The organism is Streptococcus cristatus (assembly GCF_963529205.1).
Classification (GTDB): domain Bacteria; phylum Bacillota; class Bacilli; order Lactobacillales; family Streptococcaceae; genus Streptococcus; species Streptococcus cristatus_O.
The window spans coordinates 23,128-44,470 of the sequence record NZ_CAURYF010000015.1; the positions used below are offsets into that span (position 1 = coordinate 23,128).

The window sequence follows — 21,343 nt, forward strand, 5'->3', positions numbered from 1 at the left end:
AAAAATTAAGGAGAAAACATAAATGAAACAAATGTCAAGTGCTCAAATTCGCCAAATGTGGCTGGATTTCTGGGCAAGCAAAGGCCACTCTGTAGAACCATCAGTCAGCTTGGTACCTGTAAACGACCCGACTCTTTTGTGGATTAACTCTGGCGTAGCAACCCTTAAGAAATACTTTGACGGAACCATTATCCCTGAAAACCCACGTATTACCAATGCGCAAAAAGCGATTCGTACCAACGACATCGAAAACGTAGGGAAAACTGCGCGTCACCATACCATGTTTGAGATGTTGGGGAACTTCTCTATCGGGGATTACTTCCGTGATGAAGCTATTACTTGGGCTTATGAACTCTTGACAAGCCCTGAGTGGTTTGACTTCCCAGCTGAAAAACTCTACATGACTTACTATCCAGACGATAAAGATTCTTACAACCGCTGGATCGAAGTAGGAGTGGACCCAAGCCACTTGATTCCAATCGAAGACAACTTCTGGGAAATCGGTGCTGGACCTTCTGGACCAGATACAGAAATTTTCTTTGACCGTGGAGAAGCATTTGACCCAGAAAATATCGGTCTTCGTCTCCTTGCAGAAGATATCGAAAACGACCGTTACATCGAAATCTGGAATATCGTTTTGTCACAATTTAACGCAGACCCTGCTGTTCCTCGTAGCGAGTACAAGGAATTGCCACACAAGAACATTGATACGGGCGCTGGTTTAGAGCGTTTGGTGGCGGTGATTCAAGGGGCTAAAACAAACTTTGAAACAGACCTCTTCATGCCGATTATTCGTGAAGTTGAGAAATTGTCTGGTAAGGTCTACGACCAAGATGGCGACAACATGAGCTTCAAGGTCATCGCAGACCACATCCGTTCCCTTTCATTTGCTATCGGTGATGGTGCCCTTCCAGGAAATGAAGGTCGTGGTTATGTCCTTCGTCGTTTGCTCCGTCGTGCTTCTATGCACGGTCAAAAATTGGGTATCAACGAGCCTTTCCTTTACAAACTCGTTCCAACTGTTGGAAAAATCATGGAAAGCTACTACCCAGAAGTGCTTGAAAAACGTGACTTTATCGAGAAAATCGTCAAGAGCGAGGAAGAGTCATTTGCTCGTACCCTTCATTCAGGCCAACACTTTGCCCAAGGCATCGTAGCAGACTTGAAAGAAAAAGGTCAAACTGTCATCGCTGGGCAAGATGTCTTTAAACTCTACGATACATATGGCTTCCCAGTTGAGTTGACGGAAGAAATCGCAGAAGAAGCGGGCATGACTGTGGACCGTGAAGGTTTTGAAGCGGCCATGAAAGAGCAGCAAGAACGTGCGCGTGCATCAGCTGTTAAGGGTGGCTCAATGGGTATGCAAAATGAAACCCTTCAAAACATCACTGTTGAGAGCGTCTTTAACTACAATGCCAGTCAATTGCCTTCTAAACTGGTGGCTATCGTAGCGGACAATGCTGAAGTAGAAGATGTCTCTGAAGGAACTGCCTCTCTCATTTTTGCTGAGACTCCATTCTACGCTGAAATGGGTGGACAAGTAGCTGACCACGGACAAATCTTGGACGCTACTGGAAACATCGTGGCGACTGTAACAGATGTTCAGAAAGCACCAAATGGCCAACCGCTGCATACAGTCGAAGTTCATGCTCCGCTTGCCTTGAACCAAGAATACACACTTAGCATCGACACCAATCGTCGTCTTCGTGTCATGAAAAACCACACAGCGACTCACTTGCTCCATGCAGCTCTTCACAATGTCCTTGGAAACCATGCAACCCAAGCAGGTTCACTTAACGAAGTAGAATTCCTCCGCTTTGACTTTACCCACTTCCAAGCAGTGACTCCTGAAGAATTGCGCGCCATTGAACAACAAGTCAATGAGAAAATCTGGGAAGCAATTGCAGTAGAAACTGTTGAGACAGATATTGACACTGCCAAAGAAATGGGAGCTATGGCCCTCTTTGGTGAGAAATACGGTAAAGAAGTCCGAGTTGTAACCATCGGTGACTACTCTGTCGAACTTTGTGGTGGTACCCACGTTGGCAATACTTCTGAGATTGGCCTCTTCAAAATTGTCAAAGAAGAAGGAATCGGCTCAGGAACTCGCCGTATCTTGGCCGTGACTGGCAAGGAAGCCTTTGAAGCCTACCGTGATCAAGAAGATGCCCTTAAAGCAGTGGCAGCGACTTTGAAAGCACCTCAACTCAAGGAAGTACCTCACAAGGTCGAAGGTCTTCAAGAGCAACTCCGTCAATTGCAAAAAGAAAATGCAGAATTGAAGGAAAAAGCCGCAGCCGCAACTGCTGGTGATGTCTTCAAGGATGTGAAGGAAGTCAACGGCCACCGTTACATTGCTAGCCAAGTTTCTGTATCAGACGCAGGTGCCCTTCGTACCTTTGCGGATAACTGGAAACAAAAAGACTACTCTGACCTTCTTGTCCTAGTAGCAGCTATCGGTGACAAGGTCAATGTGCTCGTAGCTAGCAAGACGAAAGACCTCCATGCAGGAAACCTTGTCAAAGAATTAGCACCAATCGTCGATGGACGTGGTGGTGGTAAACCAGACATGGCCATGGCAGGAGGAAGCAACCAAGCGAAAATCCAAGACTTGCTGGATGCAGTAGCAGGTAAATTATAGTATATTTTTTAAGATCAGGATTCAGTCCTGGTCTTTTTTACTTCTTTTTTGTAAAGGATCTAAGTCTTTCTGACAAAAATATTTATTTTTTTGACAAATATACTTGTCAAAAAGAAAAGAATCTGTTACAATGAATTTAAGTTAAGAAGAAAAGATAAAAGGAGGGACTAATGGAGATATTGTTTTGGTGTCTACTTCCGATATTTTCTGGTTTGTGGCTGATGTCATCCAGTGAATTGAAAAATGTAAAAAGGAAGTTGAAACGTTTAAAGAGAAATAAAGAAAGGAGTGGAGAAATGTCACGTTTTTTTAAAGAAATGATTGGGAAAAAACCGATCATCGTCGGTGAAGTTTTTGGGACAGATTGCTGGAAGGTAGTTGATGCTGATGAGGATTGGGTTAAGCTGAAGAATACTAATAAAAAGGGGCAAACAAGAATCAAGCTCATGCGCATTGACGATATCAAGTCTGTTGAACTGAAAGAAGACTGAGAGGTGTTGTCATGAAGCTGAAAAATCGACTTAAAGAGCTGAGGGCCAGAGACGGGCTGAATCAAACTGACTTGGCCAAGAAAGCTGGCGTATCACGGCAAACGATTAGCTTGCTGGAGCGGGATGAATACACGCCCTCCGTGGTCATTGCCCTCAAAATTGCTCAGATTTTCAACGAAAGTGTCGAAAATGTCTTTCGCCTAGTGGAGGAAGAGTAGGTAGTCAGGAAAAATCAGTTACTGTAGATAGTTTATGCTAGCTATCTTGTCATGAAGACTAGCAAGCAAGTTCTGTATCAAGGTAGTACTTGAGCTAATCTTGATAAGCTGTGTAAGTATATTAGTGCTTTTCCGCAAGTGACGGAAAGTAAAACAAGGAGAAAAGCAATGCAAGAATTTATGGAAAACTTTAAAGTTAACGAAGAAGAAGCAAAAATTGCTGGTGTCTGCGCAGGTTTGGCAGATTATTTTGGGATAAAAGTAGCTTATATTCGTCTAATTTTCGCAGTTGTAGTGCTAACATCAACTGAGCTAGGGATTTTTGTAGCCTTGGGCTATGCCTATCTGGCAGGATGGTTACAAAGGGATTATTTGTGGAATAAAATGAGCCAAAAAGTCAGAAATCACTTTATTTTTCTAATGACAGTGCTGATTATTTTACCTTTATTTGGCCGTGAAATACTGGAAATTGTCTCTGACTTTATTAGCCAAGTCATGGCTTGGCTGACTGCGCTTATTTAAGAATAGGAGAAAACAATGTCAACAAAGAAAAGAATATTGAGAAATATCGGCATACTAATTCTTGCTGTTATATTAGGAGGGGTAGTTGGTTTTATAATGGCTCATTTTGAGCATATTTCTTGGCCGACTTTCTTAAATGTTGAACTGCTGAAGAACATTGGTCGAGCGAGTTTATTCATTCTCTATCCCGTAACCTTTTTCTTGCTCTATCAGACGCATAAAGTTCACGGAGCTTACCAGAGAGAAGAAGATGATGACAGAAGCTATGAGCTCTATCGTCAAACTTTCAAAACCCTAGAATATGCGACGATTTTATATAATATCTCGTCTGCTCTGACTCTATTCACCCTCTTTGTAGGAGTGAGCTACCTAGGTCCGATACTAAGGTCAGAGACAACGATTCACATTCCATTTTATGATATTGCACTGTTTCTTGCTTTGATTTTAGGTCAAATTCTTGTATTGAAAACCACTCAGAAGGTTCGTCAATATAAATTATCTGCTATGCCAACCATTGAGGAGATGAAGGACTATGCGCTGTCCTATGATGAAGGGGAGTTGCAGGCTCATTATGAGCAAAGCTTTTTAACTCTCTTTAATCTCAATCAGCGACTCATTCCAGGTCTCTATATCCTTCTCTTTCTTGTCGGAGCTGGGACACCGATGCAGGTCGTATCTGGCATGATTGTCTTAACCATTATTTTTGTCTATATCAATGTGGACTCCTATCAAGCAGTTAAAAGATATTTCAAATAAGCTGTTTGTCGGCCAAAAAGGAGTTCGTTTGAAACTAGTGAGCTTTATCTTTCCTAGTATCTATATTGGACTGATACTGCTAAATTTCCTATTCCAATTGGATACGATTTTGGCTTGGATTGCGGTGTCGGTCATCTATCTTTATGTTACTGTCAGCCAGTACAAAATTGTTAAACGTTATTATAAGTAAGAAAGTGAGAAGAGGCCTTATGTCACAAGTGATTCAAGTGGAGAATATTTCTAAAAGTTTTGGAGAGAAAAAAGCTTTAGAACGGATTAATTTTCATATCGATCAAGGAGAAATTTTCGGATTTTTAGGACCATCTGGATCGGGAAAAACAACCTTAATTAATATCCTGACAGGCCAGCTTGATGCCGATAATGGTCAAAGTAAAATCCTTGGTAAAGCTTCAGATGCTATTAATGCTCAAGATTTGGTGAAAATTGGCCTAGTATCTGATACAAGTGGCTTTTATGAAAAGATGACTCTCTATAAAAACCTGCAGATATATGCGAAATTATATGATTTAAAAAATGAGCGGATAGATGAAGTTTTAGAGCAGGTTGGTTTGTTAGAAAGCAAAAATATTGTAGCAGAAAAACTTTCGACAGGTATGAAGCAGCGGATGTTTCTAGCTAGGGCTCTTTTAAACGATCCTGAAGTCTTATTCTTAGATGAGCCAACGAGTGGGCTTGATCCTCGCACTTCCAAGGTGATTCATGAGCTTTTGCTTGAGCTGAAGAAAAAGGGAACAACCATTTTTCTGACGACGCATGATATGCATGAAGCGAGCGCCCTTTGTGATCGACTGGCCCTGCTAAATAAGGGAGTATTAGTAGAATATGGCGAGCCGAAAGCTATTATTCAAAAATATAACACAGCCAAGAAAGTTAAAATTAGCTATGGAAATGGAGAAACCGAGCAAATTTCGTTCTCAGAATTGGCTACAAAAGACCTAAAATTAGCTATTACAGTACATTCTTGCGAACCTACATTAGAAGAAATCTTTATTCAATTAACAGGAGAAAAATTAGATGTATAAAAAAATTAAAGCTCTCACATGGCTGCGTACTCAGATTTTATTGACAAACTCTTCTTTGCTTATGTCCGTCTTGCTGCCCTTTGGCCTCCTCTTTTTGTACAATATGATTTTAAATAAGAATGGCAATGCAGGCCAAGGACTATTGAAGATGATCCTGCCTATGACTTTTGCCATGAGTGGCGGCTACATGGTATCTATTATGATGGCAGAGGACAAGGAGAAGCGTAATCTAAAAACCTTGATGTTGAGCGGGGTTCGTTCTGGCGAATACCTCTTATCCATGTTGGTTTATCCCTTCCTATTTACAGTCTTTGCCTTGCTTTTTTTCCCATATTATTTGCATGTAGACCTGTCTGGCAAATGGCCTATTTATCTTTTGATCAATCTCTTAATTATTGTTATTATCCTTTTAATCAATCTTTTTATTGGTAGTATTTCAAAGACACAATCACAAGCTCAGGTTTATAGTTTATTTCCGCTGTTGCTGATTAGTTTCGTGCCTCTATTTGCTAGTTTTGATAAAACAATACAGCATATTCTGCGGTTTACTTTTATGAATCCATTTATCAACTTCTTTGAAACAGGAGACTATTCACTTAAAATTGAAGATTTCTCTAATTTGGTGATTTGGCTTCTTATTTTTATCAGTGCAAGCACTTATGTCTTGAGTAAAGGTCGAAAATGATGGAGGAGCTTTTATGAAACTCATTAAAAAAATCAACTTTATGGAAGAAAAGAAATATGTAATCGGTCTAAATGTAGCAGGGCTCTTACTGATTTTTCCTTTCTCCATGTTTTTTGCGAAATTGACCCAGCTAATCTTCCGAGCCGATCATTATGATTTTTCGGGTCTAGATCTTGCCTATTTTTTAGTTTTTGCCTTTATCCTTGTCGTCATCCATGAGTACATCCACGGTTTCTTCTTCAAGTTTTTTGGTAAAGGGAAAGCCAAGGTAAAGTTTGGTTTTAAAAATGGGATGGCTTATGCGACTAGTCCAGGAACTTTTTACAATCGTAAGGACTTTTTGGTCATTGGTTTGGCTCCCTTTGTTTTGATTAGCTTGCTTCTGACCTTACTGGCTATGCTGGGCTTGCTCAGTCCAACTCTCTACATGCCTCTAGCTAGTATTCATGCTGCGGGCTGTGTTGGTGACTTTTACATCGCTTTGCTGCTGTTGGGCCAGACTGATGATATTCTGGTCGAGGATACTGAGGTTGGGATGAATTTTTACCAGAAAGAAGAGCCTAGTCAGGGTTAGGAATCACTGGCATTAGATACTTCTTGTAAAATGACTATTAAAGAGTAACATATTTGATAATTTCAAGATTTGGAGCACTGTTGATCCTGTCTAAATGGATGGCAGCGTGATATTAAGTTTAAATTTAAGACAAATGAAACCCGAAGGACTAGAAGTTCCTTCGGGTTTTGTATATAAGAGGAAAAATGATTAGACAAGTTCGTCAATAGAAGTGTAGTCGAGGTTTAAGCCTTCTGCAACAGGTTGGCTAGTGATGTGGCCATGATAGGTTGTGACACCTTCACGCAATCCAGCGTCGTCTGCAATAGCTTGTCTGAAGTCTTTGCCAGCCAACGCTTCGATATAAGGAAGGGTGACATTGGTCAGAGCGATGGTAGAAGTGCGAGCCACGGCACCAGGGATATTGGCTACTGCATAGTGGAGAACACCGTGTTTCTCATAAACTGGCTCATCGTGGGTTGTCACGCGGTCAGCAGTCTCGATAACGCCACCTTGGTCAACGGCCACGTCAACAATGACAGAACCAGGGCGCATTTGCTTCACCATATCGTCAGTCACCAGTTTTGGAGCCTTAGCACCAGGAATAAGCACGGCTCCAATCACGACATCTGCTTCACGGACGCTTGCCTCGATGTTAAATGGATTGGACATGAGGGTTTGGATTTGGTTGCCAAAGACTTCTTCCAGTACGGATAGACGTTTGGCGCTAATATCGAGAATAGTAACTTGAGCGCCTAGTCCCAGAGCAATACGGGCTGCATGAGTTCCTACAACACCGCCTCCGATGATGGTGACTTTACCTTTTGGCACGCCTGGTACACCGCCAAGGAGAACGCCAGAACCACCTGCTTGCTTGGTTAGGAAGTGAGCTCCGATTTGGACCGCCATACGGCCAGCAACCTCACTCATAGGTACTAAGAGTGGTAGTTGACCTTGTCCGTCACGTACAGTCTCGTAGGCTACCCCTGTAGTTTTAGCAGTTACCATAGCTTGGGCTAATTCGGGAGCAGCGGCCATGTGCAGGTAAGTGAAGAGTAGGAGGTCGTCACGCAAGAATTGGTACTCAGCTTCCAGCGGTTCTTTAACCTTAACAACCAACTCAGCTGCCCAGGCTTCAGCAGCGGTAGCAACGATTTTTGCACCTTGCTTTTCATAGTCTTCATCTGCAAAGCCAGATCCAAGTCCAGCATTTGTCTCAATCAAAACCTGATGGCCTTTTCCTACAAGACTGTGTACACCAGCTGGCGTCAGGGCAACGCGATTTTCATTATTTTTAATTTCTTTTGGAATTCCGATTAACATAGAGCTTTACTCCTTTTTCTAACGCTAGGATCTCCGAATACAGGACTACAAAGGGACCTAGGTCAATTATTGTGATGTTTTCATTTTAAAGGAAACTGGCGCAAAAAGCAAGAAAAAAAGGATTGTTTTAGGCAGGGAATTATGCTATTCTGTTAAGAAAAATCAGGAGGAAGAGATGGAAAATATCTATGTTAAACTGAGCCAACATTCCAGAATTGAGACGGAACGATTGATCTTGCGTCCGGTGACTTTGGATGACGCACCAGCCATGTTTGAATATGCTTCGGATGAGGAGAATGTCCGCTATACCTTTGAGGCTAACAAAAATCTAGAAGAAACCCGCAATAATATTGCCTTGTTTTACTTGGCTAATCCTTTGGGGCGCTGGGGAATCGAGCTGAAGGAGACTGGCGACTTTATCGGAACGATTGACCTGCATAAGATTCGCTTGGATTTGAAAACGGCAGCTATCGGCTATGCGATCCATAAAAAATACTGGAATCAGGGCTATACGACTGAGGCCAATTGGGCAGTACTTGAGCTGGCTTTTGAAGAAATCGGCATGAATAAACTTGTAGCGCTGCACGATGCGGATAATCCAGCATCTGGCCGTGTCATGCAAAAGTCAGGCATGATCTTTTCGCACGAAGAGCCTTACGCAGCCTTGGACCAGCATGAGGAAGGGCGCATAGTGACACGGGTGCATTACTATCTGACTAGGGACCAATATTTTGCAAAAAAATGAGAAAGAATATTGACAAGTACCTATCTACATGATATAGTAGATAGGTAATGCTGATTTAGCTCAGTAGGCAGAGCGCATCCATGGTAAGGATGAGGTCGCCGGTTCGATCCCGGCAATTAGCACTAGATAAAGAGGTTGAGATTTTCTCAGCCTTTTTTGGTTTTGAATTAGGATTTCTCCTCGTTTAAATGCAATGCTTGTGGCTCTCATAGGCGCCCAAATATGATATAATAAAAGTAATATTAGCAAGGCAGGTAAAATATGTATATCGAAATGGTGGATGAAACCAGTCAGGTTTCTCAAGAAATCATCAAGCAGACTCAGGAAATCTTGGAGTTTGCGGCTCAGAAGACGGGTAAAGAAAATAAGGAAATGGCTGTGACTTTTGTGTCTAATGAGCGCAGCCATGAGCTCAACTTGGAATACCGAGACACAGATCGGCCGACGGATGTCATCAGCTTGGAATACAAGCCAGAGCTGGATATTGCCTTTGACGAGGAAGATTTAGCGGATAATCCTGAGCTGGCTGAGATGCTGGAGGATTTTGATGCTTATATTGGTGAGCTCTTCATTTCGGTGGACAAGGCGCGGGAGCAAGCAGAAGAATACGGCCACAGCTTTGAACGGGAGATGGGCTTTTTGGCGGTGCATGGTTTTCTGCATATCAACGGCTACGATCATTATACACCAGAAGAAGAAGCAGAAATGTTTGGCTTACAGGAAGAAATTTTGACAGCTTATGGACTTACGAGACAATAAAAAAAACAAGCGCAAGTGGAAAAATCGAGATGTCATATCGAGCTTGGAGTTTGCCCTGACGGGGATTTTCACAGCTTTTAAGGAAGAAAAGAATATGCGGAGCCATGTTCTTTCAGCTGTAGCTGCCATCATTGCAGGTTTGATTTTTCGGATTTCAGCGACGGAGTGGCTGTTCTTGCTGCTAAGCATCTTTTTGGTGATCGCCTTTGAAATCATGAATTCAGCTGTTGAAAATGTTGTGGATCTGGCTAGTGACTATCACTTTTCTATGCGGGCTAAGAATGCCAAGGATATGGCGGCTGGTGCAGTTTTGGTGGTTTCTGGTTTTGCAGTTATCACAGGTTTGATTATCTTTCTGCCAAAACTGTGGGATATTATTTTTTAGAGAAGGAATAGAACAATGACTTTTAAATCAGGCTTTGTAGCCATTTTAGGCCGACCAAATGTCGGTAAATCAACTTTTTTGAATCATGTCATGGGGCAAAAAATTGCTATCATGAGCGATAAGGCTCAGACGACCCGCAACAAGATTATGGGGATTTATACGACGGATAAGGAGCAGATTGTCTTTATCGACACGCCAGGCATTCACAAGCCTAAGACAGCTTTAGGCGATTTCATGGTGGAAGCAGCATACAGCACCCTGCGTGAGGTAGATACGGTTCTCTTCATGGTACCGGCTGATGAGCCGCGTGGTAAGGGCGATGACATGATTATCGAACGCCTGAAAGCGGCTAAGGTGCCAGTTATTTTGGTGGTCAATAAGATTGATAAAGTCCATCCGGATCAGCTCTTGGCGCAAATTGATGATTTCCGTCAGCAGATGGATTTCAAAGAAATCGTGCCAATTTCAGCCTTGCAGGGTAACAATGTTTCCCGTCTGGTTGATATTCTTAGTGAAAATCTGGAGGAAGGTTTCCAATATTTCCCAGAAGACCAAATTACCGACCATCCAGAGCGTTTCTTGGTTTCAGAAATGATCCGCGAAAAGGTTCTACACCTGACTCGTGAAGAGATTCCCCATTCAGTCGCGGTAGTTGTTGACAGCATGAAGCGAGACGAGGAGACGGACAAGGTCCACATCCGAGCGACCATCATGGTCGAGCGAGATAGCCAAAAAGGCATTATCATCGGTAAAGGCGGCTCTATGCTCAAGAAAATTGGTTCCATGGCTCGTCGCGATATCGAGCTTATGCTGGGAGATAAGGTCTTCCTTGAAACCTGGGTCAAGGTCAAGAAAAACTGGCGGGACAAGAAGCTGGACTTGGCAGACTTCGGTTATAATGAGAAGGAATATTAACAGAGTAAGAATTTTTCATTTCTGGTTATCGATTGAATCGTAGGTAGGAAGATAGAATGAATCAAGACTACATCTCCTATATTCGCTCCAAGGTGGGGCATGATAAGGTTATCTTGAATTTTGCTGGTGGGATTCTGGCAGACGAGGAGGGTCGTGTGCTTCTGCAGTTGCGAGGCGATAAAAAAATATGGGCGATTCCTGGTGGAGCTATGGAGCTCGGGGAGACTTCTTTGCAAGCAGCCGTGCGCGAATTTCACGAAGAGACAGGCATTGCTGTTGAAGCCAAGCGCTTGCTGAATGTTTATACTAATTTTGATGAATCTTATCCTAATGGTGACAAAGTGCAGACGGTTGTCTTTCTGTATGAATTCCAGGCACTGGAGAATGTTGATATTTCCAATTTTCACAACGAGGAAACACTGCGTTTAGGATTCTTTTCTAAAGAAGAAATAGCAGAGCTGGAAAATGTATCAGATAAACACCGCCTGATGCTGGATGAGTATTTCTCAGACAGCTTTGCTATGGGGCTTTGAGATGTAAAAGAATAAGAAAGGAGCTTTATGCCTGAATTACCTGAAGTGGAAACGGTTCGGCGCGGTTTGGAGCGTCTGGTTGCTGGCAAGACGATTGGGCAGGTGCGAGTCCGCTATGCTAAGATGATTGGTACGGGAGTGGATGCTTTTGTCCATGACTTGCCAGGTCAGACCATTGAAAGGATTGGCCGTCGGGGCAAGTATTTGCTCTTTTACCTGACAGGCGGAGTGCTGGTTTCCCATCTGCGAATGGAAGGCAAGTATCTTTTTTATCCTGATGCGGTGCCTGAGCGCAAGCATGCCCATGTCTTTTTCGAGATGACGGATGGTGGGACGCTTGTTTATGAGGATGTTCGCAAGTTTGGGACCATGGAACTGTTGAGAAAGGATCAGCTGGAGGCTTATTTTGCTGCCAGAAAGCTTGGTCCTGAGCCGACAGAGGCGGACTTTCTTTTGTCACCTTTTGCAGCAGCTTTAGGTCGTTCCAAGAAGCCCATCAAACCCTATTTGCTAGAGCAGACTTTAGTCGTTGGTCTGGGCAATATCTATGTAGATGAGGCCCTTTGGCGGGCGCGGATTCATCCGGTAAGGCCAGCAGCTAGTTTAAAGCCTGCAGAAGTCAAGCGGCTACGTGAGCAGATTATAGAAGTTTTGCAGCTGGGGATTGAAAAGAGAGGATCGACCATTCGGACTTACCGCAATGCTTTGGGCGAAGATGGCACCATGCAGGATTTTCTGCAGGTCTACGGAAAGACTGGTCAGCCTTGTGCTAGATGTGGCAGTCCCATTGAGAAAATCAAGCTGGGAGGACGTGGTACTCATCTCTGTCCTCATTGTCAGAAAGCGAGGTAGCTGTAGTGGCAAGAATTATTGGTATCACCGGCGGCATTGCTTCGGGTAAGTCGACAGTGACAGAGTTTTTGCGGCAGCAGGGCTACCAAGTCGTCGATGCGGATCAAGTGGTACATGAGCTGCAGGAGCCGGGAGGACGACTGTATCAAGCTCTTTTATCTACCTTTGGCACAGCTATCTTACAGGAAGATGGACGATTGGATCGCCCCAAGCTGGGAGCCATGATTTTTGGGAATCCAGACCTCTTGGCGCAGTCTAGCCAGCTTCAGAACGAGATTATCCGAGAGGAACTGGTTGGCAGACGAGACTTGTTGGCAGAGACAGAAGATATCTTTTTCATGGATCTTCCCTTGCTGTTTGAGTTAGAATATGATAACTGGTTTGACCAAATCTGGCTGGTAGATGTGACGGAGGAAACTCAGCTCAGTCGTCTTATGGCTCGAAATGCTCTCAGTCTGGAAGAAGCAGAAAAACGCATAGCAGCTCAGCTATCTCTCCAAGAAAAGCGAAAGAGGGCGGATGTGCTCATTGAGAATAATGGTGGGCTAGAGGAGACTTTGGCTCAAGTTGACCGGCTTTTAAAAACAGAAAGAAGATGATTTTATCACGATACAAGTAAATTGGAAACATAATCTGAAAATCGCTTGGTTTGGGAATTTCCTGACAGGTGCCAGTATTTCTCTGGTCACTCCTTTCATGCCCCTTTTTGTGGAGCAGCTAGGAGCGCGTGGTCATGAGGTGGAGTATTATGCTGGTCTTGGCATTGCTCTGTCGGCTGTTTCGGCAGCCTTTTTATCCCCTGTCTGGGGCAGTTTGGCTGACCGTTATGGCCGTAAACCTATGATGATTCGGGCTGCTACGGCTATGGTCTTTACCATGGGTGGCATTGCCTTTGTGCCTAATATTTTTTGGCTCTTGGTCTTGCGCTTTCTCAACGGCGTTTTTGCGGGCTATGTGCCCAACAGCACAGCCTTGATTGCCAGTCAGGTTCCTAAGGAAAAGACGGGCTATGCGCTGGGAACTTTGGCAACTGGTGTCGTCGCTGGCAATCTCATGGGACCCTTGATTGGTGGAGTGATTGCTGAAGTTTTTGGTATCCGCAATGTCTTTCTACTGATTGGCTTTTTCTTTCTGATTGCGACCCTGATGACGGCTGCTTTTATCCGAGAAGATTTTAGGCCAGTCACCAAGGAAGAGGAGATTGGCTTTGGGGAACTCATTCGCCAGATTAGATATCCCAAGCTATTGCTAACTCTTTTTCTGACTAGCTTTGTTATCCAGTTTGCAGCCCAGTCTATTGGTCCGATTCTTTCCCTTTATATTCGGGAGTTAGGCCAAACGGACAATCTGATTTTTGTATCTGGCCTGATTGTTTCGAGTATGGGACTGTCTAGTATGCTGAGCTCAAGTATTTTAGGCCGTATGGGAGATCGGATGGGCAATCATCGTTTGCTCGTTTTAGCTCAGTTTTATTCTATTATCATTTACCTGCTCTGTGCTCATGCAGGCTCTTCGCTCCAACTCGGTTTTTACCGTTTCTTGTTTGGTTTAGGGACCGGAGCTTTGGTGCCGGGAGTCAATGCTCTATTGAGTAAAATCACGCCTAAGTTTGGGATTTCTCGAATCTTCAGCTACAACCAGATTTTCTTTTATCTGGGTGGTGTCATCGGTCCTATGTCGGGCTCGGCTATTGCAGCGACAGCAGGCTATCATTCAGTCTTTTATGCTACAGCAGGTTTGGTAGCAGTCAGTCTTTTCATCAACTTTTTTTGTTTTGGAAATTTATTGAAAAAGAAGGAAATCTAGTGCGCGTTAAAATTCATTTGAAATGCTCCAGTTGCGGCAGTCAAAATTATCTAACTAGTAAGAATAGTAAGACTCATCCTGATAAGATTGAGGTATTGAAGTACTGCCCCAAGGAAAGAAAAGTAACCTTACATCTTGAATCTAAGTAGATTTTATGGTAAAATAGAAAGGATTTTAAGGAGTTTTATTTATGTATAGCCTATTATTAACGATTTTAGTCATTTTATCAGGTTTTATTGTCATTGCTATTTTCATGCAACCAACTAAAAACCAATCTAGTAACGTGTTTGATTCGAGTGCCAACGACCTTTTTGAGCGGTCTAAAGCACGTGGATTTGAAGCTGTAATGCAGCGTCTGACCGGATTTCTGATCTTTGTCTGGTTGCTGATTGCCTTGATTTTGGCAGTATTATCTAGTAAATAAAATGGGCTCTGACTATGTCTTGGCCTTTTTTTAAAGTTTAAAAGGGACAATATCAAGATCCCCTCATAGTATAGAAAGAAAGTATGAAAGAAGAAATTATAGAATATTTAAAAGACAGGCAGCAGGCTAGCGTACATGAGCTGGCAGCTGCTTTGGGGAAAGAGTCTTCCAAGGATTTTAGTGCCTTGGTCAAGACCATCTCCCAGATGGAAAGAAAGCATCAGCTTCGCTTTGATGACAAGGGGCGGATTGAGCTTTATGAGAAGAAAAAGCAGGAGCGTCTGACGCTCAAGGGTGTTTTTCATGCCCACAAGAATGGCTTTGGCTTTGTCACCTTGAATGAGGAAGAGGATGACCTCTTTGTCGGCCGCAATGATGTCAATCATGCCATTGATGGCGATACGGTGGAAGTGGTCATTACCAAGGTAGCAGATCGCATCAAGGGAACGTCAGCTGAGGCTAAGATTATTGACATTTTGGAACACAGCCTGACGTCAGCAGTTGGCCAGCTGGTGTTGGATGGGGAAAAGCCCAAGTATGCGGGCTATATCCGCTCGAAAAATCAGAAAATCCGTCAGCCTATTTATGTCAAAAAACCAGCTATGGTTTTGGACGGTACAGAGGTACTCAAGGTCGCTATTGACAAATATCCGACCAAGAAACACGATTTCTTCGTGGCTAGTCTGGTTGATGTGGTCGGCCATGTCAACGATCCAGGTATCGATGTATTGGAAGTGCTGGAGTCGATGGACATTGTTTCCGAATTTCCAGAAAAGGTCTTGGAAGAGGCCGAGCGAGTTCCAGATGCACCGACAGAGAGTGATTTGGAAGGGCGTTTGGACCTGCGTGAAGAGATTACCTTCACCATCGATGGAGCAGATGCCAAAGACTTGGATGATGCTGTCCATATCAAGCGCCTGAAAAATGGCAACTTTGAGCTAGGCGTCCATATCGCAGATGTGTCCCACTATGTCAAAGAAGGTTCTGAGCTGGACAAGGAAGCCCTCAATCGGGCGACCTCTGTTTATGTGACTGACCGCGTGGTGCCTATGCTGCCAGAGCGCCTGTCCAACGGTATCTGCTCCCTCAATCCCAATGTGGATCGGCTGACCCAGTCGGCTATCATGGAGATTGATGCCAAGGGGCGCGTGGTCAAGCATACCATCACCCAGACTGTTATCAAGACGACCTTTCGCATGAAATACAGCGATGTCAACGACATCATCGCAGGTGATCAGGAAAAAGCCGAGCAGTTCAAGGCCATTTTACCTAGTATTGACAGCATGGTTCGTCTACATGAGATTCTGGAAAGCATGCGCTTTAAACGCGGTGCGCTCAACTTTGATACCAACGAAGCCAAAATCATGGTCAATAAGGAAGGTCGGCCAGTGGATATTGTCCTGCGTCAGCGGGGTATTGCCGAGCGCATGATTGAGTCCTTTATGCTGGTGGCGAATGAGACGGTGGCTGAGTATTTTGCTAAGTTAAATCTGCCCTTTATCTATCGGATCCACGAGGAGCCCAAAGCGGAGAAGGTACAGAAGTTTATCGATTACGCCTCTAGCTTTGGGATTCGGATATACGGGACGGCTAGCTCCATGAGTCAGCAGGCTCTGCAGGATATTATGGAGGCGGTCAAAGACCAGCCTTATGAGGATGTCCTATCCATGATGCTTCTGCGCTCCATGCAGCAGGCTCGCTACTCTGAGCACAATCACGGCCACTATGGTCTGGCAGCGGAGTTTTATACGCATTTCACCAGTCCGATTCGCCGCTATCCTGACCTTCTGGTTCACCGGATGGTACGGGATTATGCTAAGTCTAAGGAAATAGCAGAGCATTTTGAGCAAGTGATTCCAGAGATTGCCAGTCAGTCTTCCAGCCGAGAGCGTCGGGCTATTGAGGCCGAGCGTGAAGTTGAAGCCATGAAGAAGGCTGAGTACATGGAAGAATTCGTTGGAGAAGAGTTTGACGGCGTGGTTTCAAGCGTGGTTAAGTTTGGACTCTTTGTCGAACTGCCCAATACGGTAGAGGGCTTGATTCATGTTACCAACCTGCCAGAGTTTTACAGCTACAATGAGCGGACTATGACCCTGCAAGGAGAAAAGTCTGGCGTGGTCTTCAAGGTCGGTCAGCAGATTCGCATTAAGCTGGTCCGAGCGGATAAGGCTACGGGCGAGATTGACTTTGAATACCTGCCTAGTGAATTTGACCTGGTAGAAAAGACTAGCAAGAGTAGCAGAGGCAGGTCAGGGAGAAATAGACGCCGTGAGGATGAGAAGCGCAGCCATTCTTCCAAAGAAAAAGGCAACAGAGATAAGAAAGATAAGAAGTCCAAGAAAGGCAAGAGCCAGAAGGCATTTTACAAGGAACTAGTCAAGAAAGGAGCCAAGCATGGCAAAGGGAGAAGGAAAGGTCGTCGCGCAAAATAAAAAGGCCAGACATGACTATACCATCGTAGACACCATCGAGGCCGGCATGGTGCTGACGGGGACGGAAATCAAGAGCGTCCGCGCAGCCCGTATCAATCTCAAAGACGGCTTTGCCCAGATCAAGAATGGCGAGGCCTGGCTCAGCAATGTCCATATCGCCCCTTATGAAGAGGGCAATATCTGGAACCAAGAGCCTGAGCGCCGCAGAAAGCTGCTGCTGCATAAGAAGCAGATCCAAAAGCTGGAGCAGGAGACCAAGGGAACTGGCATGACACTGGTGCCACTCAAGGTCTATCTCAAGGACGGTTATGCCAAGCTGCTTCTGGGCTTAGCTAAAGGGAAGCACGACTATGACAAGCGCGAGTCCATCAAACGCCGCGAGCAAAACCGCGACATCGCAAGACAGATGAAGAACTTTAATACAAGATGAAAGACTGGGTGACCGGTCTTTTTTAACATTCAACTCTGATTTTTGATTTATGCTATAATGGAAAGGATGAGGAATGTAATTCGGAATCTCTCTTACAGATAGATGGCGTATATAAATATGTAACGAGTTCTTCAGAAAATTACTTGAGGTTAAGGAATGAAAGTTATAAAATCAAAAAAAAGTATCTTTTTCATAATTCTTCTTACGGCTTTATTCGGAGCTCTATTCCTTTATCACCAATCGCCAGTAGAAGAGGAGCGTTTCAGGAGTGAATATACACTTTATGTTGATGATCTTAGATTTGAGCAATTGGAAGATGGAAAGCTTGTGTTTGTGACAAGTAAGACACCTGAACAGGGCTTTAATGCATTAAAAGTTGGGCAAAATAATTTTTATTTGGATGATTGGAGCTTCGATTATAGTGAGGAAAATCGAGCTGATAGTCATCAGAATGAAGGAGAGTATTACTTTATTAATGTCTATGATCTAAAGACGAAGAAGTTTAAGAAAAGATTGGACATTTTTGAAATTGTTCGACATTATGATCCTTCGTTTGGGGTTGACTTATCTGGCGATATTCTAAACATTCAAGGGCAAGATTATATTTACATTAGGCTAATAAAAGAAAACAGCTCACCGAGAATTAAAGAAATCCTCTTTAATGTGGATACTGAGGAGATAATTGATTATTCAAAAGAATTTGTCAAATCTAAATTACAGTTTGATGAAGTATCCATCACCTCTGGCTTGTGGGATCACCTTACTGACTCATACGGTCTTGCTTCAGACTTTCAAGGCATCGGTTCTAGGTCAGTCAAAGGAAGTAAAATACCTGATGATTTAAATATCTCGAAACGTTACCCTGAGGTTGTTAAAAAAATGAATTCTGGTAAGGGAATAATTTACACACGCCAGGGCAATATTAGCCCGGAGGAATGGTATAATACACTAATGCACTGGTTTGCTCCAGTAGGGCAAGATAAGCTTTCTCTTTCTATAACTGATAAGGAAACTAATGAAGTAACACCTATTAATTCTTATGAAGATTTTTTAAAGTGGAAAGAGTCACATCAAAATGATTGAGATGGGCAAAGAAGTGAACAGTAGCTATAGGGGAAGATGACTAATGACATTAAAAGACTGGGCGACCGGTCTTTTTTAGCATTCAACTCTGTCAATTGATTTATGCTATAATGGAAAGGATGAGGTTTGAAGATGACCACTTTTGGTGAATGATTGATGAAAAAAAGTGGAATGACTCCGAGGACTATCAAATTAAATGGCTAGATGAATTAAAAACTGGTGGTAAGCAAATGAAATTCAATAAAAAATTTTTCATATTTATATTCTGTTTGATTCTGACTTCCGTGGCTTCACTGACTTTTTTTCTAGGTGGGAAGAAGAAAGAATATGCTAAGAGTGAATATTGTGTTGAAGGAATACAGCTATTTAATAAAGATAAATATGTTTTAGTTGGCAGTAAAGAAACTGATTCTTTTCGCTATAGTCAAAATTATATAACGGATTTTAAATACAACAGCTTGGATGAATATGACAGTGTAAGTTCATCTAAAGTAAATAAAGAGGAATATTTCAAAATCAAGATATATAATTTGCACGATTCTACCAAAATAACTAGCAAAGAAGTCGATATCTATAGTTTGTTAGGACGAGAGAATACATATAGGCTAAAGCAGATTCAGGAGCAGTTCTCAAGGGATGGAAAAGAGTATTTATCCTTTAGCATGTATTCGAACGAAGGCGGTAAGATAGAAAAAACTATATACGTAATTCTGTCGTTGGATACGGGAAAAATCGAAAAGAAGATGTCAGAAAATGAGTTCAATGAATTTTTAAGTAAAGAGGATATCACGATTTTTCCTGTGGAGGCTTCTTCGCCTATGGCTACCAATTGGAAAAAAGGAGGTATAGAGAGTCAGATTAGTTCTTCAACATCAAATTATCACTTAGGATATGGACCGGGTTACTTAGTGGCTTCTTATGATAAAGGTAATTTAGATCTTTCAGGCACTAATTTTGCAAAACTTTATCCAGAAATTGGGACAAATATAAAAGAAGGCAATAAAATCTATTTCCGTCCAGACCAATACAATGAGGAGGAGTGGTTTAATGATTTAATTCATTGGTTTGCGCCCGAAGATCAGGATGTAATGGAACTTTATGCCACAGATGAAACAACTGGAGAGAAAACGCAGATTCGATCTTTTAATGATTTCAAGCAGTGGGTTGAAACCCATCCACAAAAAGAAAACTAGAGTCTACAGGGAAAACGATAAAACTACTGACAAATAACTTTTACGACAAGCGCTAGTCCATCAAACGCCGCGAGAAAAACCGCGACATGGCAAGGCAGATGAAGAACTTTAATACAAGATGAAAGCTCTTCAGAACAAGCCGTCGTATAAGGTACAGGGATATAATTTATAACATAAAACTTAATGTATGATATGAGCAAGAATTGACTACTTAATCATTTCTTGCTTTTTTGCTAGTGATACCTTGAATACCCTAGCACTTGTCAAGTCTGCTCTTTTCGAGTATGATAAAGACAGTTAAAATTTTGAAATTTGGCTTTCAGAGAAAGGATTTTTTATGACAGAAGAATTACTAGCCTATAAACGTATGCCGCTGTGGACTGCTGAGACCATGCCAGAAGCAGTCAAGAGAAAGCACAATACCAAAGTGGGAACTTGGGGTAAAATCACGGTGCTCAAGGGACGACTTAAGTTTGTCGAGATGTCAGAGGAAGGTGAGGAGCTGGATGAGCATATCTTTGAGGCCGGTCAGGACAATCCTTTCGCCCAGCCCCAAGCTTGGCATCGGGTCGAAGCCCTGACAGATGATTTGGAGTGGTATTTAGAATTTTACTGTCGACCTGAGGATTATTTCCCTAAGAAATACGGCAGCAATCCAGTGCACTCAGAGGTTTTGGAAGCTATGCAAACAGTCCGACCAGGACGGGCCTTGGATCTAGGCTGCGGTCAAGGTCGCAATGCCCTCTTTCTGGCCAAGCAAGGCTTTGAAGTGACGGCCGTAGATCAGAATGAGCTGGCACTGGAGATCCTACGTAGCATTGTGGAACAGGAAGATTTAGATCTGCCAGTGGGTAGCTACGATATCAACTCAGCTAGTCTGACCCAGACTTATGATTTGATTGTTTCCACCGTTGTCCTGATGTTCCTGCAGGCGGAGCGGATTCCAGATATTATCCGCAATATGCAGGAGCAGACAGCGCTTGGTGGTTACAATCTCATCGTCTGTGCTATGGATACAGAAGACTTCCCATGCTCTGTGCCTTTTCCTTTTACTTTTAAGGAAGGTGAGCTTGCCGAGTATTACAAGGACTGGGAGCTGGTCAAGTACAATGAAAATCCTGGCCACCTCCATCGCCGTGATGAAAACGGTAATCGAATTCAGCTGCGCTTTGCGACTATGTTGGCTAAAAAAGTGAGATAAATTCTTTAAGCTCAAGTCGGCTCTGCTAAAATCTCTAGTGAATTGCTTATAAAGATTTTATAGCAGGATACTTTCTGATAAGACAAAAAATAATAGCCTTTTCTCTAAATAAGATGGGGCTATTTTTTAGTTTATTTGCTCTGATTCGAGAAAAAAGTAGAGGAAATATAGATTAGATAAAAAATATACACAATTTTATGTAAACGCTTGCAAAAAGATTAGAAAGAGAGTATACTAAAGTAGGAATGTTAAGGTATTACGGTTTATGTTGTTTAGACTGGGAGTTGATTCCAGCCCCGCAGATAGTCAAAAGGAGATAGACTATGAAGAAAATACTGCTCAGACTAATGTTC

At 43.0% G+C, this 21,343-nt stretch carries 24 protein-coding genes, 1 tRNA gene and 1 pseudogene; 25 read left to right on the forward strand and 1 reads right to left on the reverse strand.

The features are described 5' to 3' along the window. Positions 1 to 22: 22 nt before the first annotated feature. The 8 genes from alaS to RWS39_RS04715 all read left to right on the forward strand — a co-directional run bounded on the left by alaS (position 23) and on the right by RWS39_RS04715 (position 6,930). Complete coding sequence (gene alaS / locus RWS39_RS04680) at positions 23 to 2,641, forward strand: alanine--tRNA ligase (RefSeq protein ID WP_314481021.1); 2,619 nt, start codon at positions 23 to 25, stop codon at positions 2,639 to 2,641. Positions 2,642 to 2,937: 296 nt separating this feature from the next. After that, entirely contained in the window at positions 2,938 to 3,132 is a 195-nt protein-coding gene (locus tag RWS39_RS04685) for an aspartyl-tRNA synthetase (RefSeq protein WP_314481023.1), read from the forward strand. A gap of 11 nt (positions 3,133 to 3,143) precedes the next feature. Further along, a complete protein-coding gene (locus tag RWS39_RS04690; protein ID WP_005590740.1) occupies positions 3,144 to 3,350 on the forward strand; it encodes a helix-turn-helix transcriptional regulator in 207 nt (68 codons plus the stop codon). 168 nt (positions 3,351 to 3,518) lie between these two features. Further along, positions 3,519 to 3,872, forward strand: a complete 354-nt coding sequence (locus RWS39_RS04695; RefSeq protein WP_314481026.1) for a PspC domain-containing protein — start codon at positions 3,519 to 3,521, stop codon at positions 3,870 to 3,872. Positions 3,873 to 3,887: 15 nt separating this feature from the next. Next, positions 3,888 to 4,628, forward strand: coding sequence for a DUF3169 family protein (locus RWS39_RS04700; RefSeq protein ID WP_314481028.1), 741 nt, complete (start codon positions 3,888 to 3,890; stop codon positions 4,626 to 4,628). Between the two features lie 209 nt (positions 4,629 to 4,837). Continuing rightward, complete coding sequence (locus RWS39_RS04705; RefSeq protein WP_314481030.1) at positions 4,838 to 5,671, forward strand: ABC transporter ATP-binding protein; 834 nt, start codon at positions 4,838 to 4,840, stop codon at positions 5,669 to 5,671. Continuing rightward, positions 5,664 to 6,356: an ABC transporter permease gene (locus RWS39_RS04710; protein WP_314481032.1), complete on the forward strand. Its 693-nt coding sequence runs from the start codon at positions 5,664 to 5,666 to the stop codon at positions 6,354 to 6,356. Before RWS39_RS04705 ends, RWS39_RS04710 begins: the two co-directional genes overlap by 8 nt. 13 nt (positions 6,357 to 6,369) lie before the next feature. Beyond that, positions 6,370 to 6,930 (forward strand): DUF3267 domain-containing protein, encoded by a 561-nt coding sequence (locus RWS39_RS04715; protein WP_314481034.1) that lies wholly within the window; start codon positions 6,370 to 6,372, stop codon positions 6,928 to 6,930. Between the two features lie 189 nt (positions 6,931 to 7,119). Here RWS39_RS04715 and ald read toward each other — a convergent pair whose 3' ends face one another. Then, complete coding sequence (gene ald / locus RWS39_RS04720; protein WP_314481035.1) at positions 7,120 to 8,232, reverse strand: alanine dehydrogenase; 1,113 nt, start codon at positions 8,230 to 8,232, stop codon at positions 7,120 to 7,122. A gap of 175 nt (positions 8,233 to 8,407) precedes the next feature. Between ald and RWS39_RS04725 the strand changes: the two genes are divergently transcribed. From RWS39_RS04725 to tehB, 17 genes and pseudogenes are all read left to right on the forward strand, one after another. After that, positions 8,408 to 8,977 (forward strand): GNAT family N-acetyltransferase, encoded by a 570-nt coding sequence (locus RWS39_RS04725; protein WP_314481037.1) that lies wholly within the window; start codon positions 8,408 to 8,410, stop codon positions 8,975 to 8,977. A gap of 49 nt (positions 8,978 to 9,026) precedes the next feature. Next, positions 9,027 to 9,099: transfer RNA gene (locus RWS39_RS04730), tRNA-Thr, on the forward strand. 139 nt (positions 9,100 to 9,238) lie between these two features. Next, the gene (gene ybeY, locus RWS39_RS04735) at positions 9,239 to 9,736 is read left to right on the forward strand and encodes an rRNA maturation RNase YbeY (RefSeq protein ID WP_314481039.1); all 498 of its coding nucleotides are present in this window, start codon (positions 9,239 to 9,241) and stop codon (positions 9,734 to 9,736) included. Beyond that, positions 9,717 to 10,121, forward strand: a complete 405-nt coding sequence (locus RWS39_RS04740) for a diacylglycerol kinase family protein (protein WP_288932012.1) — start codon at positions 9,717 to 9,719, stop codon at positions 10,119 to 10,121. Before ybeY ends, RWS39_RS04740 begins: the two co-directional genes overlap by 20 nt. A 15-nt stretch (positions 10,122 to 10,136) precedes the next feature. Then, complete coding sequence (gene era / locus RWS39_RS04745) at positions 10,137 to 11,036, forward strand: GTPase Era (RefSeq protein ID WP_125373310.1); 900 nt, start codon at positions 10,137 to 10,139, stop codon at positions 11,034 to 11,036. Positions 11,037 to 11,092: 56 nt separating this feature from the next. Further along, complete coding sequence (locus RWS39_RS04750; RefSeq protein WP_314481044.1) at positions 11,093 to 11,569, forward strand: NUDIX hydrolase; 477 nt, start codon at positions 11,093 to 11,095, stop codon at positions 11,567 to 11,569. Between the two features lie 27 nt (positions 11,570 to 11,596). Then, a complete protein-coding gene (gene mutM, locus RWS39_RS04755; RefSeq protein WP_314481046.1) occupies positions 11,597 to 12,421 on the forward strand; it encodes a DNA-formamidopyrimidine glycosylase in 825 nt (274 codons plus the stop codon). A gap of 5 nt (positions 12,422 to 12,426) precedes the next feature. Further along, entirely contained in the window at positions 12,427 to 13,020 is a 594-nt protein-coding gene (coaE, locus tag RWS39_RS04760; protein ID WP_314481048.1) for a dephospho-CoA kinase, read from the forward strand. 10 nt (positions 13,021 to 13,030) lie between these two features. After that, positions 13,031 to 14,227: a multidrug efflux MFS transporter gene (locus tag RWS39_RS04765; protein WP_390896043.1), complete on the forward strand. Its 1,197-nt coding sequence runs from the start codon at positions 13,031 to 13,033 to the stop codon at positions 14,225 to 14,227. Then, a complete protein-coding gene (rpmG, locus tag RWS39_RS04770; RefSeq protein WP_005590723.1) occupies positions 14,227 to 14,376 on the forward strand; it encodes a 50S ribosomal protein L33 in 150 nt (49 codons plus the stop codon). The genes RWS39_RS04765 and rpmG overlap by 1 nt, the downstream gene beginning before the upstream one ends. A 41-nt stretch (positions 14,377 to 14,417) precedes the next feature. Then, positions 14,418 to 14,651 carry a preprotein translocase subunit SecG gene (gene secG, locus RWS39_RS04775; RefSeq protein WP_005590722.1) on the forward strand — a complete coding sequence of 78 codons (234 nt, stop codon included), beginning with the start codon at positions 14,418 to 14,420 and terminating at the stop codon, positions 14,649 to 14,651. An 83-nt stretch (positions 14,652 to 14,734) separates the two neighbouring features. Then, entirely contained in the window at positions 14,735 to 17,083 is a 2,349-nt protein-coding gene (rnr, locus tag RWS39_RS04780) for a ribonuclease R (RefSeq protein ID WP_314481050.1), read from the forward strand. Next, positions 17,046 to 17,513, forward strand: a complete 468-nt coding sequence (gene smpB / locus RWS39_RS04785; RefSeq protein ID WP_002894882.1) for an SsrA-binding protein SmpB — start codon at positions 17,046 to 17,048, stop codon at positions 17,511 to 17,513. Before rnr ends, smpB begins: the two co-directional genes overlap by 38 nt. A gap of 156 nt (positions 17,514 to 17,669) precedes the next feature. Beyond that, on the forward strand, positions 17,670 to 18,596 hold the full coding sequence (locus RWS39_RS04790) for a hypothetical protein (RefSeq protein WP_314481052.1): 927 nt from the start codon (positions 17,670 to 17,672) through the stop codon (positions 18,594 to 18,596). A gap of 230 nt (positions 18,597 to 18,826) precedes the next feature. Further along, positions 18,827 to 19,789: a hypothetical protein gene (locus RWS39_RS04795; protein ID WP_314481064.1), complete on the forward strand. Its 963-nt coding sequence runs from the start codon at positions 18,827 to 18,829 to the stop codon at positions 19,787 to 19,789. 41 nt (positions 19,790 to 19,830) lie between these two features. Further along, a pseudogene (locus RWS39_RS04800) lies at positions 19,831 to 19,911 on the forward strand (SsrA-binding protein); the annotation flags it as partial. 215 nt (positions 19,912 to 20,126) lie between these two features. Further along, positions 20,127 to 20,990: an SAM-dependent methyltransferase TehB gene (tehB, locus tag RWS39_RS04805; protein WP_314481054.1), complete on the forward strand. Its 864-nt coding sequence runs from the start codon at positions 20,127 to 20,129 to the stop codon at positions 20,988 to 20,990. Positions 20,991 to 21,343 lie beyond the last annotated feature (353 nt).

Coding starts and splice junctions, on each gene's coding strand:
- alaS (WP_314481021.1), top strand. CDS start 23: ATGAAACAAATGTCAAGTGCTCAAATTCGCCAAATGTGGCTGGATTTC.
- RWS39_RS04685 (WP_314481023.1), top strand. CDS start 2,938: ATGTCACGTTTTTTTAAAGAAATGATTGGGAAAAAACCGATCATCGTC.
- RWS39_RS04690 (WP_005590740.1), top strand. CDS start 3,144: ATGAAGCTGAAAAATCGACTTAAAGAGCTGAGGGCCAGAGACGGGCTG.
- RWS39_RS04695 (WP_314481026.1), top strand. CDS start 3,519: ATGCAAGAATTTATGGAAAACTTTAAAGTTAACGAAGAAGAAGCAAAA.
- RWS39_RS04700 (WP_314481028.1), top strand. CDS start 3,888: ATGTCAACAAAGAAAAGAATATTGAGAAATATCGGCATACTAATTCTT.
- RWS39_RS04705 (WP_314481030.1), top strand. CDS start 4,838: ATGTCACAAGTGATTCAAGTGGAGAATATTTCTAAAAGTTTTGGAGAG.
- RWS39_RS04710 (WP_314481032.1), top strand. CDS start 5,664: ATGTATAAAAAAATTAAAGCTCTCACATGGCTGCGTACTCAGATTTTA.
- RWS39_RS04715 (WP_314481034.1), top strand. CDS start 6,370: ATGAAACTCATTAAAAAAATCAACTTTATGGAAGAAAAGAAATATGTA.
- ald (WP_314481035.1), bottom strand. CDS start 8,232: ATGTTAATCGGAATTCCAAAAGAAATTAAAAATAATGAAAATCGCGTT.
- RWS39_RS04725 (WP_314481037.1), top strand. CDS start 8,408: ATGGAAAATATCTATGTTAAACTGAGCCAACATTCCAGAATTGAGACG.
- ybeY (WP_314481039.1), top strand. CDS start 9,239: ATGTATATCGAAATGGTGGATGAAACCAGTCAGGTTTCTCAAGAAATC.
- RWS39_RS04740 (WP_288932012.1), top strand. CDS start 9,717: ATGGACTTACGAGACAATAAAAAAAACAAGCGCAAGTGGAAAAATCGA.
- era (WP_125373310.1), top strand. CDS start 10,137: ATGACTTTTAAATCAGGCTTTGTAGCCATTTTAGGCCGACCAAATGTC.
- RWS39_RS04750 (WP_314481044.1), top strand. CDS start 11,093: ATGAATCAAGACTACATCTCCTATATTCGCTCCAAGGTGGGGCATGAT.
- mutM (WP_314481046.1), top strand. CDS start 11,597: ATGCCTGAATTACCTGAAGTGGAAACGGTTCGGCGCGGTTTGGAGCGT.
- secG (WP_005590722.1), top strand. CDS start 14,418: ATGTATAGCCTATTATTAACGATTTTAGTCATTTTATCAGGTTTTATT.
- rnr (WP_314481050.1), top strand. CDS start 14,735: ATGAAAGAAGAAATTATAGAATATTTAAAAGACAGGCAGCAGGCTAGC.
- smpB (WP_002894882.1), top strand. CDS start 17,046: ATGGCAAAGGGAGAAGGAAAGGTCGTCGCGCAAAATAAAAAGGCCAGA.
- RWS39_RS04790 (WP_314481052.1), top strand. CDS start 17,670: ATGAAAGTTATAAAATCAAAAAAAAGTATCTTTTTCATAATTCTTCTT.
- RWS39_RS04795 (WP_314481064.1), top strand. CDS start 18,827: ATGAAATTCAATAAAAAATTTTTCATATTTATATTCTGTTTGATTCTG.
- tehB (WP_314481054.1), top strand. CDS start 20,127: ATGACAGAAGAATTACTAGCCTATAAACGTATGCCGCTGTGGACTGCT.